The sequence below is a fragment of the Streptomyces carminius genome (assembly GCF_002794255.1).
Taxonomy (GTDB): Bacteria; Actinomycetota; Actinomycetes; order Streptomycetales; family Streptomycetaceae; genus Streptomyces; species Streptomyces carminius.
In genome coordinates this window covers 62596-75371 of record NZ_PGGW01000049.1, presented here as the reverse complement: position 1 = coordinate 75371, position 12776 = coordinate 62596, and the positions used below count along the sequence as shown (strand labels likewise).

The window sequence follows — 12776 nt, the reverse complement described above, 5'->3', positions numbered from 1 at the left end:
CCCACGCCAGGCGGGGGAGGGGTTCGAGTCCCCACTCACTCACCGCGCCGTCCTTGGTATGGCGCGACCCCCGGCACGGCGTTGCAGCGCCCTGTGTGCCGGGGGTCCACGGATCCCAACAGCTAGGAGCTGATCCGCATGACCATCATGCCCCCCCGCCTGCCCCTGTCGCCCTCCGGGATCGCCGAGGACGTTCAGGACGCGGTCGCCGACGTCTTCCCCCTCTTCGAGTCGGTCCAGAGCCTGGCCCGCCTCGGAGTGAGGATCGCCTTCGAGGTGGCGCCCTCGCGCATCGTCGCCACGATCACGGTCACCGCGGACGCGGTGAAGGTCCTGCCGGCGCTGCTGGAGGAGATCGACGACGCCCGGCCGGGTCAGCTGCCCAACGGTCAACTCGTCGTGACCGGCTCGATGTGCCAGGGGACGGTCACCCTGCGAGTGGTCATCCCGCAGGAGTGGGTGACCCCCGAGGAGCTGGCCGTGCTGACCGGCACCGCCACCGCCGATCCCACCAACCTGCTGTGACCCCCGAGGAAGCGGCCGATCGCCCGCAAGGCCGAAGAAACCAACCGCCGGTCGCAACACCAGTACGGCGCATGAACGCCCTGCTGAAAAGGCCGAAGAGGGCCATTCGAAACTTCCACAGGCAGCACGGGCCGATGGAGAGCTGGTCCGGGGAGGACTTCGATGTCCTCTACGACCTGCTCGTGGCCGCGAACACCCCCAGCCCGCTGGCCCGGCTGCGGCTGCGGCTGCGGCTGACGCTGCTGATGTGGACCGGAGCGGTGATGCCGTTCTACGCCCTCGGGGAGCTGCTGTGGGCGGCGCAGAACAAGGTCTCGAAGCGACTGAACAAGGTCATGGACCGGCTGGACGAGCGCTGCTCGAACGCCGAGACCGCGTGCAGGCAGGTCGGTGACCAGGCGCTGGCCGAGCACATCGGCCTGGCCTTCGACTGGGTCTCGAACGCGGTCAACTCCGTTGGCCGGAAGGCCGCTCGCCTCGTACGGGGCTGACGGACCGAGGAACACCGTGGTGGCCGCCGAAAGGCGGCCACCTGCATGAAAGGAGGTTGGTGTGGCGGCCCGTACAGCCACCCGCAAGACTCGGAAGTCGGCGGCCCGCAAGCCGCCGACGAAGACCACGACGACCCCGCCGCCGCGCGGCCCGGCCGGTGCGGCGACTGCGCCGCCGAGCACGGAGGCACGGGAGGCGGCCGATGTCCGGGCCGCAGACCTGCGTGACCGCTCCGTCGACATTCTCGACACCGCCCGATGGGACGGGGCCCAGGAGGCGGCGGGCCTGCTCCAAGATGCCGAAGACCAGGCCCGCCGGATCCGCCGGGCGGCGGCCGCCGACGCCCGGCGCGTCCTGGTCGAGGTCGCCGACGAAGCAGTGAGGCGGCTGCACCTGGCCGAGGCGGACGCGGACGCCGTCCGCGCCGACGCCCGAGGCGAGGCGCAGACCATCATCGAGTCCGCGCGGGCGGAAGCACTCCAGGCGGCGGAGGAGGCCATCGCGGCCGCCGAGGCCCGGGCCGGGCAGCTGCTCGCCGAGGCCGAGCAGAGGGTGAGCGCGGTGCTCGCCGAGGCTCAGGAGCGGGCCACCGCACTGGTGGACCTGCGCCGGACCTCGGCGGAGGCCGCCTACCGCAAGGCACTCGCAGACGCCGCGCAGATCGTCGCCGAGGCCCAGGAGAGGGCGGGCGAGATCACGGCAGCCCGGGCCGCGCTCGACTCCGAACTCGATCTGGTCCGCCGTCGGGCGCGGCTGGACCTGGACCAGGAGCTCGTCGCGCGGCGAGCCGAGATCGACGCCGAGCTGGCCCGGCACCGCGAGGAGACCGAGGAGGCCCGGGCAGAGATTGAGGAGGATTTCCGCGAACTGCGCGCGTCCCACGAACGGGAGCGCCAGGCGCAGCGCGACCGGCTCGCCGAGGAACTGGCGGAGCTGCGGCGGAACGCGGAGGCGGCGGCCCGCAGGCAGGCCCAGGTGATCCTGGCCGACGCCGAGCGGGAGAAGTCGGCTTTACTGGGTGAGGCCAATACCGCTCTGGCCAAGGCCCGGAAGGACGAGGCCGCCGCGGAGCAGCACCTGGCCGACGCGCGGGCCGCGGCCCGCCGGTCGGCGCGGCGCAAGGGGATCAGCGGCCGGGCCTGGCGCGGCGCCCCGTGGATCGCGCTGGCCGCCGGCGTCGGGCTCGCCGCCAGCGGCGAGTACGAACTCGCCCGTCTGGTGGGCTTCCACGAGTACGTGGCGCCGCTGTTCCCGCTGTCGGTCGACATCTATGCGGTGGTGGCCTTCAAGAAGAAGTCCGACGTTCGCCCTGCTCTGTCGATCATGGCGGCTTCCAACTTGGCCTACCACCTCGCCGAGCGCGGCGGCGTCCACGACCCGACCAACCCGCACGGGAGCGCGATCATCCTCGGTCTGACCACCGTGGTCGTCCTCACGTTCGTGGTCATCATCTGGCGCGTCCACCGACTGCTGGACAGTGACCACGCCGATACCGCACCGGTGCCCGCAACCGGCACCCCGGACGGCGCCGGAGGCACCGCACCCTCCGGCGGCGGTACCGGTAACGCAACCGGCGGCGGTACCGGTAACCGGGGCGGTACCGGTACCGGTGGCTCGGGCGGTAACTCCACATCTACCGGTAGCGGTAAGTCGGGCGGTAGCTCCGGGCCCACCGGTACCGGTAAAGCCGCCGCCACCGGTACCGGTAACCCGGGCGGTAGCCGGGGCCGTCAGCGCACCGGTAAAGCCGGTCGGTCCGGCGGCGGTAAGCCCACCGCTGAACAGCGCGCGGCTGTCCGGGGCCGCGCCGCCGAGATCCTGCGGGCCGGTGAGACTCCCTCGCCTACCGCTCTGGCCACCGAGTTCGGCGGCCTGGACCCCGAGTGGGTCCGCAACCAGATCCGCGCCGTCCGGTGATGCGGTACGGCCCGGGCCTGGCCCGCCCCCTTCCCTCCCCTGCGTACACCAGTTGAGAGGACACCCATGAGCACCGACGACAAGTGGACCCCTGATCACCTGCGATCACGAACCGACCGGGCGATCCACCTGGAGCAGCGCCGTGCGCAGCTCCAGCCGATCGTGGACGACCTGCGCCGCCTGTCGCGCGAGATGGAAGCCGAGGTCAAGGAGCTCGACGCCATCGAAGGCGACTTTCCCGGCCAGGCCCGCCTGCGGGCCTGGCACGTCACCCGGCCGCTGTTCAAGGCCGCCGACGACGTGGAGCGCGCTCTGCTCGACCTGATCAGCTTCAACGCCCGCTACCAGCGGTCGTACGAGGAGCTGCCGGGCAAGCGCGCCGAGAAGCGCCTCCGGAAGGAGCTGGCCAAGGGCGGGCAGCGGCAGGCGATCGAGTCCTCGCCGGCCGGTGAGGAGACCGCGCCGGACAAGAAAGCCCAGTTCGGAGACGTCTTCAACGGGCTGAGGAAGGGGGCCTGACCCGATGGCCGCCCAGACCAAGGCAGAACGCAGGGCGGCCAACCGCCTGGCGCACTTCGAGGAGCGCCAGAAGGAGCGGGCGAAGCGCGGCCCGCGCGGTCTGGCCGAGTCCTGGATCGAGCGGGCCCGCGCGGTCGCCGCGGACCGCGAGAGGAACGGCGACCTTGAGGCGTGGAACGACCTCTCTCGCGCTGTCGCCGCCTGGGTCGGTCGCTACGAAGCGTAACGGCGCGGGTCAATCAATCCACCGTTCAAACCGGGCTGTGACCGCCTCGCACGCGCGTAATGCGGACGCGCGGGCACACGGGCGCGCGGGCACGCGCGCGCGTACGCGAGGCGGTCACAGTCTGTCAACCCCCTTGGAGGGAGCATGAGCGACGACGAAGGCCGGGTGATCCCGTTCCGGCCGACGACGGGGGCCCCTCCGCCCCCGCCTCCGCCTCCGCTGCCACCGCCACCGCCGCCTGCGGCTCCACCGGCACCACCGGAACCCGCCGTGGCCGCCGACGCGGACCCCGCACCGGCGGCCACGGACGAAGGGCCGTCCCACCCGACGCTCGTCGTTCCCGCGCCGGCCGCCCCGCCTCTGCCGGTACCGGCCCTGCCCGGCGCCTGGTCACCGGAGGTCCCGGCCGTGCTGCGGTCAGAGGGCACCGGCGACAGCGGTGGCACGTCCGGCCGGGACGGGGCCCGGAACACGATGGTGGTCGCCATCGGCATTGCGGTCGCGGCCCTGCGCGGCATGAACCAGTGGCTGGAAGATCGTCGGCAGCGCTTCCAGGACACCGCCCCCGTCCGCGAGGCCGCCGCCAAGGCCAGGGCCGAGAAGATCCGGGCCCGGGCCGAGCACAAGGCCGCCCTACAGAAAATCCACGACAGTGCGACGCAGGCCCGCACCAAGAGCGGAACGTTCGGAAGCGGTTCGCACGGGGCCAAGGGAAGCGGGGCAGCGAGCTCCGGACCGTCGGGCAGCAGGGCTGCCGGAGGCGGATCCGGCCTAGGCACATCGGGGCGGGGCGGCAAGGCGCCGACCAGTAACGGTTCGACCGGAGGCAGCAAGGGCACCTCAGCCGCCGGATCCACCAGCCCGGGCAAGAACAGCCGTGCGGACAAGGGCGGCAAGAACAGCTCCGGGTTGGGGACCACGACACCCTCCGGTGGCAAGTCACCCCGCTCCAGCGCCTCCAGCCCGGCCCTGGAGCGGGCCCGCGGCCGTCAGGAGCGGGCCGCAGCCCGCCAGGGCGCAAAGGACCAGCGGCGTGCGGACCGGCAGGCGGCCCGGCTGGAGGGCCGGGCCAAGGAGCGGGACGCGTCCCGCGCGAGGAAGAACAACGCACGGGACGCCCGGCAGGCAGTGAAGGACAAGATCCGCAACGGGCGCCTGGAAGCGAAGGCCAAGCGCAAGGAAGCGGCGCGCGAGGCTCGGGCCGAGGCCAAGCGGAAGAAGAAGGAGAAGGGCACAGCCACTGAGCCGGACCGCACCACACTGGCACAGGCCACTGGAGAGGAAGCCCGACGCCGACTCAAGAACCGCCGTGAGAGCCTCGCCCCGCCGGTCATCAGCAAGGCCGGGAAGGTCGAGAAGCCCGAGAAGAAGTCCGGCAAGGGCAAGACCGATGACGGGTCCGGCTCCACGCCGGACGCCGCCCCGAAGGTCGACCCGAAGAAGCCGAAGCCCTCCCCTGGGCCGGACGGCAGCACTGCCGCCCCGAAGGTCGACCTGAAGAAGCCGAAGAAGTCCTCGGGAGCGGCGAGAGCGCGGGCCTTCTGGCGGAAGGGGAAGAAACCGAGGGTCGGCCCCACGTCCACATCGGCGGGCAAGGGCAGTAGTGGCCCGGCGGGTGGCGGCCCGGCAGACAGCGAGAGGAAGAAGGGCCCCAGGCCTGGATCGCGGTCCCGCCGCAACCGCCAGCATCAGCCGCCGCCCCGGCAGGAGCCCCGCGCGAACGGCGAGTGGCTGCGGCCGCCGCCGGGGATGGCCGCCACCTACACGGTCACGCTCACCCGGCAGAACCGGGAGAAGCCCAAGAAGGCCCCGGCCTCGATCACCCGCGGCCGCTTGGGGCTTCCGGCCGGCTCACCGCCGCCGGGGCCGACCACCACCGTCGCCGGGCCGCCCGGTCCGGCACCAGCACAACAGAAGGGAGCGCGGCCGATGGGCGGAGCGCCCGCAGTGCAGAACGTCCAGTTCAACGATGCCGAGCTGACGGTCTACGACGTCATCGAGTCCGACAAGGACATGGCCGAGGAGATCCTTCTCGGGGCCGAGCACGCCCGGGTGGTCGCCGACCGCTGTCAGGACCTGGTGAGTTCGCTGGAGTCGCTGCACTCCGAGCTGGTCGCCAAGTCCGTGCCCGGCCGTCTCGTCGGCTGGTGCGCTCGCCTGATCGAGCGGGCCGGAGTCGTGGAGGCCAAGGCCGAAGCGCTTACCCAGGGCTTGCCGCGCGCTTCGGAGGCCATCGCCCATGCCGGGCAGGTCGCGGCTGAGTACGACAAGCGCCCCGCCGACGTGACCCGCGACATGGGGCACACCGCACCCGCCGACGCCTCCTACCACCAGGAGTAGCCCATGGACCTCGCACGCATCGGCGACAAGGTCGCCGACACCCTGTCCGACGGTGTCACCTTCACGGTCGTCGTGGCTCGGCTGGCCTTCGCGTCGGCTTCGATGCTGTCGCTCAGCGAGGCCGTCTGCGGCGCCTACAACTACATCGAGGGATGCGCGAAGTCGGTCGACCATCTCGCCGACACCGCCGCCGGCCTCAACGTGGACCCGGCCGTCACCAGCGTGCACCACGACGCGGCGGCCGTCATGCGCGGTGTCCTGGCCGACGCCGAGGCCCTGGCCACCGAGGCTGCCGAGATGGCCTCGGACTTCCAGACTGCCCAGGAGGAACACGAGGCCGACTACGGACCCGTACACGAAGCCATGACGGCCAAGCCGGGCGCCGTGGCCGACCGGACGTACTACAGCAACCGATAGCACTCAGCGGGGCGGCCGGGCCCGAGGGTCCGGCCGCCCCACCCCGTCCTGACCGGAGGTACCCCTTCATGCTCGCTCGCGTGCGCGCCCAAGCTGGACGCGTCGCCACCATCACCGGGTCCGCGGTTCTCACCGGGGGCCTGTTCACCGACTCCCTCACCCTCCCGGGCGCTCTCGCTGCCGTGGCCACGGCCGGTGTGGGCCTGGCGACGAACGCCAAGATCCTGCGCGCACCGGAATCGGTGAAAGCCACGGCCATCGCCGTCTACGCCGCGCCGCACGCGGGCTGCGGGGCCGTCCTGGTCGGCGAGCGTCTGGCGCCCGCCGGCGTCACGTCCGTGCTCGTGCAGGCGGGCGCCGTGGCATTGTGGACCGGCGCCACCTGGCTGCTGCGGCCCGGGCTCGTGGCCCGTGAACTCGTCGGCGAGGCGACCGTCCAGGAGATCGCCGAGGTGAACGGGAAGGGTGCCGAGACGGCCGAGGTCGCTGTGCCCGACCAGCCCGAGCACGCCAGTCCCGCAGCCCGCTGGTGGGCCGAGGAGATCGCCACCGAAGACGGCATCGCCCCTGACACCGTGCTCCTGGAGCACCAGCAGGTGAGCGAGCGGTGCGTGGCCCTCATCATCGGCTCCTCTCGGCACGGTATGCCCGTGCCCGAGATCTCCACCGCCCGCCTGTCGGCGTACCTGGACATGTCCGAAGACCTAATCGAGATCGGGCCCGTCCCCGGCCGAGGCGCCGGTGTGCGACTCCTGGTCATCGGACCCCGACCGCAGCCTGTCGAACCCGAGGCGAAGGCCGCCGGGACCGACGAGGAGACGTGGGCGGAAATCGCCGCCACGGCCATGCCGGGCGTCGAACTTATCGAGACCAACACCTACGACCTGCGAAAGGAGCCGATCTGACCATGCCGCAGGTGAAGGAACACATCCTGCGCACCCCGCCGGGCGGGGTGCGCCGCTACGACCACGACGCGTTGTGCGACCTGCTGAACGTGGACGACCGCTCGCGGGTCATCTTCGAGCAGGGCGCGGGGCGCGAGGCCATCGTGCGGATCTACCCCTCCAACCCGCTGATGGACATGCGGGACATCAGTGTGGAAGACCTACGGATGGACGCGCGTGGCTGGATCACGCTGGGTGCGTACTATGACGGGCTGCCGCTGCGCTTCCGGCTTTTCGACCCCAAGACCGGCAACGCGCAGCGCGGCGCAATCTTCGGCACCACAGGCGCGGGCAAGTCCCGGCTCGTCCAGGCGATCCTGGTCGCAGCCAAACGCTCCGGCATCGTCGTCCACCTCGCCGACCTGAAGAGGGGCCAGTCCGTCCCCGAGGCCAACGGACAGGTCGCCACCAGGGTCACCACCCAGTACGAGACGATCCTGATGCTGCGCGGCCTGGTCGCTGAGGCCGAGCGTCGCATGACGCGGTACGCCGAGATGGGCCGTTCGGGTTTCGTTATCGGTGCCCCCGACCCGCTGACGTACGGCATCGTCGACGAGGCCAACCGCCTGCTGGAGAAGGGCGCCCCGTTCCGCGACGAGGGCGCCATGCTCATCAAGGAGTTGGGGCGCACCGGCCGCAGTGTGGGCGTCGGCATCGTCATCGCCGCCCAGGCCGGGCACTTGGAGGAACTCGGCGGCAGCGACACCCTCCGGGCCATGCTCAAGGAAGGCGAAGTGATTCTGCTGCGCTGGTCGTCCGGCATGATGCAGCAACTCGTCGGCGACGGCCTGATCCCCCGCGGCGAGGCGCTCCAGCCGATCCCGAAGGTCATCGGCCGTGTCCAGCGGATCCGCCGGTTCAACGAGACGGCCACCGAGGACAACGACGACGTCAACAGTCAGGGCATGCTCTACCACCTGACCGGGCCCAGACCCACCAGCATGGCCCGCACCTACGTCGTTGGCTCCGTCGCCCCGTGTACCGGCTACGACCCGCTGATCCTCGACTTGTACGGCGACGGTGCACCCCCCGGTAAGGCGATCGACCTGGAGGCGTACATGACCGCCAAGGAGTACGAGGCGGCCCAGGGTGGCGACCAGGAGGAAGGCGAGGTTGGGCCGCCCCACGCGGTCCCCACACCCGATGCGGCGTCGATGACGACTGCCCAGCGGATCCTCGCGGTCCTGCCGGCGGACGGCATGACCGAGATGGAGCTGCTCGCCACCCTCAATGACGACGGCGGCCGTGAGGTCCGGCGCGGCACCCTGCGCACCACCATCAGCAACCTGCGCAACCGGGGCCAGCTGGCCCGCCCCGACGGAACGGCGCGCATCATCCCCACCCCCACGGCAGACGACTGATCCCTCACTCGCACACGGCCAGGGCCCGGAGGTCGACTCCGGGCCCTGGCCATGACTGACGCCAAGGAGGCACCGTGCCCCACAACCACCAGCCCGCCCCGTCTCTGCCCCACAGTGAGGACCGGGCGACCGCCGAGGCCCGCCGCCTCATCGAGGCCGTCGAGAACGTCTATCGGCCCGATTCGGTCGTGCCGACCTCTTACCGCGACCCCAACCCCGTCCCCGTCGTTGGCGCCGCTCCGCCAGTCCCCCAGCCCGGCCGACCGCCGATGAGTCAGCGCGCCACCGATGTCAGCGGCATCATGCTCGCCGCCGGCGTCACCTCCCTGCCCATCTCCGGCGGCATCTCCCTGGTGATGTGGACCGTCGGCCAGGTCAACCCGGCCGTCGTCGGCATCATCTGCCTCGCACCCGTCGCCTTCCTCGGCGCCCTGTCCCGGGTCTTCAAGCAGGCCAAGGAAGTCGCCGCGGCGACCCCGCCCGTGATCCACCAGCACTACGCGGGTGACGTCCACCAGGACAACAGCAGTCACAGAACCAAGAACACCGGACTGATCGCGCAGACCAAGAACGACAACCGGCGCCGTTGACGGAAAGGAACCTGCCCATGGGCACGCACGTCACCGTCAGCCACGGCAGTGACTTCTTCGGCGTCGACACGATCGCCGTCCAGCAACTGCGTGAACTCGGTCAGTACGCCCGCAGTGTCCTGTCGGCCGACGACCACCCATTGCTCACCACCCTCCTGGACGACGCCGGCCAGTGCGAGCACACCCTAGACGCCGACCAGGCCGCGCTCCTCGCGATCCTGCTGCGCCGTATCGCAGCCCGCCGCCGTCTCAAGAAGCCGGTCCGCGACCTCGCCACCCGCCTGGGCATCGCGGCCGCCAACGCTGCCGCCGACTCCGCGCCGTGGGTCTGGACCATCGGCACGGAAGGAATCCGATGACCGACCCCGACAGCCTCGATGCCCGCCTGGATGCGGCCACCAATACCGTCCTCGCCGAGATCAGTAGGACCGACGCCAAATCCGGCGTCCTGCTCACCAGCTTCTCCCTGCCGCTCGCCGCGCTCGTGGCCGTGGTACCCGGGCGCGACTTACCCCCCGCCGTCGCAACTCTCGTCGGCGCGGGCACCGTCGGCCTGATCGCCGCAATGCTCGTCGTGCTGTTCGTCGTCCACCCTCGCCTGGCGGGTGCCGCCCGCGGCAGCTTCCTCTACTGGTCGCTGTGCACACCCGGAGAGCTGGTGAAGGATCTCCAGACCCCCGGCGACCGTGTTGCTCACGTCATCCACCTCTCGCGGATCGCCCGCCGTAAGTACGCGGGCCTGCGCATCGCCGGAATCATCACTGCCGTATCGCTCATCGTCCTGGGCGCCGCGCTGCTCGCTGCTCTCATCACTTAACCGATCACGCGGTAGATGCAGAACAGCACGGTAAACGGCTTGAGCGGCAGGTGAACTGACAGACACGAAGCGGGCCCCGTCCTCTTGGACGGGGCCCGCTTTTTGCGTTGAGGGTCAGGCGGCGGTCGTCGCTTGACCCTATTCCAGTGAAGGTTCCTGGACGGTCTCAGGCTCCGGTTGTTGCTGCTGGGGGATCAACTCGGCCCGACACCGGTCGATCTGTTCTTGCAGGGCGTCGAGATAGCGGGTCGCAGCAGTCGCGTCCCTCTTCGCCAGGCGCCGCACCCAGTTGTAGGGCACGGACCGCTCAGCCTTCTCGGTGAAGTCGATCGGACCGTTCTCGTCCTCCTCGCTGCTGCTGGAGGTGAGGTAAGAGCGGACGTGCTTGACGATCTCTGCGGCGTCGGCCTCCTTCGGGAGAGCTTCCACAGCTCCCTTGAGGACCTTGGCTGTTACCCGGACCCCGTCGACCTCGATCGCAGTGCGGAATACGAGTGTTGCCGTGTCGACATCCCAGGCGTCGGCGACTGGCACCAGTTCCCACACCTGCGCCTGGTTCAGGGCGCGCAGGGCGTCTTCGGCCTTCTCTGCGAGAGGGCTCGGCTTCCTGGAAGTGGCTCCAATTGGAGCCACTTCGTTCGACAGGAATTCGAACACGGCTTCTGCGATCCGCCACGTCTGGATCAGCTTGTTGGCGTACGCCTTCCGCATGCCCCAGCGCTTCCATACGAACTCGTCGAACGAGGTCGTCTCGGCGCGGTAGAGCCGCCCCTCACGAATACTCTCCAGCGCCTTACCTGCCAGCCAGAACGCCCACTGAAGGGTGTCGACCGCAGCGGTGCACTGGGCCAGAATCTCCTGCTCCTCCACTGTCAGCGTGGTTGGCTGCTCGGAGATCGGCCGGCGCAGCGGCTTGAGGGCTCGCGCCATCTCGACCGCGCTCTTGTGCTCGTACCGCGGCTTGGGTGCGGCACCTCGCTGCCGACCCATTAGAGAACCCCCTCCACCGCGAGCGCCAGCTTGTAGAAGTCCTCGCGGCCGCGCAGCGCGGTCCCGCTCTCGGGGTACTGGATCACCGTCAGCCCGCTGTCGGGGGCCTTGGCGTGCAGCTTGTAGCGGCGGACGGCCTGCCTCATGTACGGGTAGCCGCGATCCTCGCACCACGTGCGCATCTCTTCGAGATCGGCCTTGGTGCGGTCAGCTCCTGAGTCCCAGTTGTTGATCACAACCCGGAAAGGGATGTTCCGCGGTCGCAGGACGCGTTCGATGGTGAACTCCGCAGGAGAATGCGTCAGCGTCTCGACCGGGACGATCGGTACCAGAGCGAGGTCGGTGAGCTCCAGAACCTCACGCATCGCCTCTCCGGCCGGGCCGGAGCCCAGCGGGTCGGGATCGTCGATCTCTGCCTCCGGGTCCAGATCGACGAAACCCGGAGTGTCGACGTAGACGCGCAGCACATCAGGGTCTTCGAGCAACTTGGGAATCTCTCCCAGCCGCCCCTTGGTGACGAGGTAGTCGAACGGCAGGCTCTCTTCGGGGACCTTGCGAGCCCACCCCTCCAGGCTGCCCTGGGGGTCGATGCCCGCGGCGACCACCGGGCACGGTGCGTCCGGGTCGGAGGACACGGGTGGGTTGCTCTCGCCGGAGACGGCGGCGAGGTTCACGGCGATGGTGGACTTTCCCGCCCCGCCCTTTTGCTGGATCAGGGTGATGACTCTTGCGCGGCGCTTTTCGGTCGTTTGGGCAGGGGACATGAAAGACCTCCGTAGGCTTCCCCTGGTGGGTACTCGGACGAGCCACAGCTTGCCAGACCCCCCCGAAAGGCGTCACCCGCCGTGCCGCCTATGACCTCACCAGGGGTACGAATACCCCCTTTGTGCTCCCGGGGGGAGCCGGTGCGGCGCCAGGTTCACAGGTCCTCGGGAAGTTCGCCCTGCTCCCCATAGGCGATCCGGTCGATGGCGGCGCGGATGAGGTCTCCAGTGGTGAGGACCTGTGCCCGGAGTCGGTCCCTGATCTCCAGCGCAGACTGGGGCGCCGAGAGATTGCCGACGGCGGCCATGAGAGCGAGGTCGGCCGGGATGCCGTCACGTTCGGCCTCGCGCATGGCCACATTGACGCCGTCACCCCAGCGGTCCGCCCACTCCTGGAGGGCCTCCACGGCGGCCTTGCTGGTCCAGTACGCGGCGCGGCGTACAGCCTCGCCGAGACTGTAGGGCAGATTCACCGACACGCGATGGGAGTATCCGCCCTCGCCCATCGGCTGACTGGGAGGAGTGCCCCATCGACGGCCCGGGGCGTCGACTTCACCCTCCGGCGGCTTCGGCCACTTGCGGTCCAGGCCGCGGGCCCGCAACTCCTCGCGGACGGCGCGGGTCACGATGTCATCCCGGGTGCCGCCGAGCTCACCGGTCCGTCGCATCCGGGCAACCCGGGCCCGGATGTCGCGGCGGATGGCTGCGGCCGCACGCCGGGACAGCCCTGGGACGATCAGCTCCCGGCGGCGCTCGCTGACCCACGCCTCCTCGCGGTCACGCTCGTTCCTGGCGTGCTGGTTGAGCCTCTTCAAGGACTCCTCAGTCACCGCCACGTGAAACTTCATCTTCGCCATGCTCGCCATGATGGAAA

15 protein-coding genes are annotated in these 12776 nt (G+C 70.4%); 12 read left to right on the top strand and 3 right to left on the bottom strand.

From position 1 onward, the window contains the following. Positions 1 to 138 precede the first annotated feature (138 nt). From CUT44_RS14335 to CUT44_RS14275, 12 genes are all read left to right on the top strand, one after another. Entirely contained in the window at positions 139 to 525 is a 387-nt protein-coding gene (locus tag CUT44_RS14335; protein WP_100202357.1) for a hypothetical protein, read from the top strand. 134 nt (positions 526 to 659) lie between these two features. Then, entirely contained in the window at positions 660 to 1016 is a 357-nt protein-coding gene (locus CUT44_RS14330; protein ID WP_100202356.1) for a hypothetical protein, read from the top strand. A gap of 61 nt (positions 1017 to 1077) precedes the next feature. Further along, positions 1078 to 2934, top strand: coding sequence for a coiled-coil domain-containing protein (locus CUT44_RS14325; protein WP_100202355.1), 1857 nt, complete (start codon positions 1078 to 1080; stop codon positions 2932 to 2934). Between the two features lie 66 nt (positions 2935 to 3000). Further along, positions 3001 to 3453, top strand: a complete 453-nt coding sequence (locus CUT44_RS14320) for a hypothetical protein (protein WP_100202354.1) — start codon at positions 3001 to 3003, stop codon at positions 3451 to 3453. 4 nt (positions 3454 to 3457) lie between these two features. After that, positions 3458 to 3679 carry a hypothetical protein gene (locus CUT44_RS14315; RefSeq protein WP_100202353.1) on the top strand — a complete coding sequence of 74 codons (222 nt, stop codon included), beginning with the start codon at positions 3458 to 3460 and terminating at the stop codon, positions 3677 to 3679. Positions 3680 to 4087: 408 nt separating this feature from the next. Next, positions 4088 to 6019: a hypothetical protein gene (locus tag CUT44_RS34520; RefSeq protein ID WP_100202352.1), complete on the top strand. Its 1932-nt coding sequence runs from the start codon at positions 4088 to 4090 to the stop codon at positions 6017 to 6019. A gap of 3 nt (positions 6020 to 6022) precedes the next feature. Then, a complete protein-coding gene (locus CUT44_RS14300; RefSeq protein WP_100202351.1) occupies positions 6023 to 6436 on the top strand; it encodes a hypothetical protein in 414 nt (137 codons plus the stop codon). 68 nt (positions 6437 to 6504) lie between these two features. Further along, positions 6505 to 7341 carry a hypothetical protein gene (locus CUT44_RS14295; RefSeq protein ID WP_100202350.1) on the top strand — a complete coding sequence of 279 codons (837 nt, stop codon included), beginning with the start codon at positions 6505 to 6507 and terminating at the stop codon, positions 7339 to 7341. A 2-nt stretch (positions 7342 to 7343) separates the two neighbouring features. Next, entirely contained in the window at positions 7344 to 8741 is a 1398-nt protein-coding gene (locus CUT44_RS14290; RefSeq protein ID WP_100202349.1) for an FtsK/SpoIIIE domain-containing protein, read from the top strand. A 74-nt stretch (positions 8742 to 8815) separates the two neighbouring features. Then, positions 8816 to 9331, top strand: a complete 516-nt coding sequence (locus CUT44_RS14285) for a hypothetical protein (RefSeq protein WP_100202348.1) — start codon at positions 8816 to 8818, stop codon at positions 9329 to 9331. 17 nt (positions 9332 to 9348) lie between these two features. Beyond that, the gene (locus CUT44_RS14280) at positions 9349 to 9690 is read left to right on the top strand and encodes a DUF7739 domain-containing protein (RefSeq protein ID WP_100202347.1); all 342 of its coding nucleotides are present in this window, start codon (positions 9349 to 9351) and stop codon (positions 9688 to 9690) included. Continuing rightward, complete coding sequence (locus CUT44_RS14275; protein ID WP_100202346.1) at positions 9687 to 10148, top strand: Pycsar system effector family protein; 462 nt, start codon at positions 9687 to 9689, stop codon at positions 10146 to 10148. Before CUT44_RS14280 ends, CUT44_RS14275 begins: the two co-directional genes overlap by 4 nt. A gap of 138 nt (positions 10149 to 10286) precedes the next feature. On the opposite strand, the gene CUT44_RS14270 is transcribed toward CUT44_RS14275, so the two are convergent. From CUT44_RS14270 to CUT44_RS14260, 3 genes are all read right to left on the bottom strand, one after another. Next, positions 10287 to 11078 (bottom strand): hypothetical protein, encoded by a 792-nt coding sequence (locus CUT44_RS14270; RefSeq protein ID WP_146252230.1) that lies wholly within the window; start codon positions 11076 to 11078, stop codon positions 10287 to 10289. 59 nt (positions 11079 to 11137) lie between these two features. After that, the gene (locus CUT44_RS14265) at positions 11138 to 11902 is read right to left on the bottom strand and encodes a ParA family protein (protein WP_233221408.1); all 765 of its coding nucleotides are present in this window, start codon (positions 11900 to 11902) and stop codon (positions 11138 to 11140) included. Positions 11903 to 12057: 155 nt separating this feature from the next. Then, positions 12058 to 12768, bottom strand: coding sequence for a hypothetical protein (locus tag CUT44_RS14260; protein ID WP_146252229.1), 711 nt, complete (start codon positions 12766 to 12768; stop codon positions 12058 to 12060). Positions 12769 to 12776: the final 8 nt, after the last annotated feature.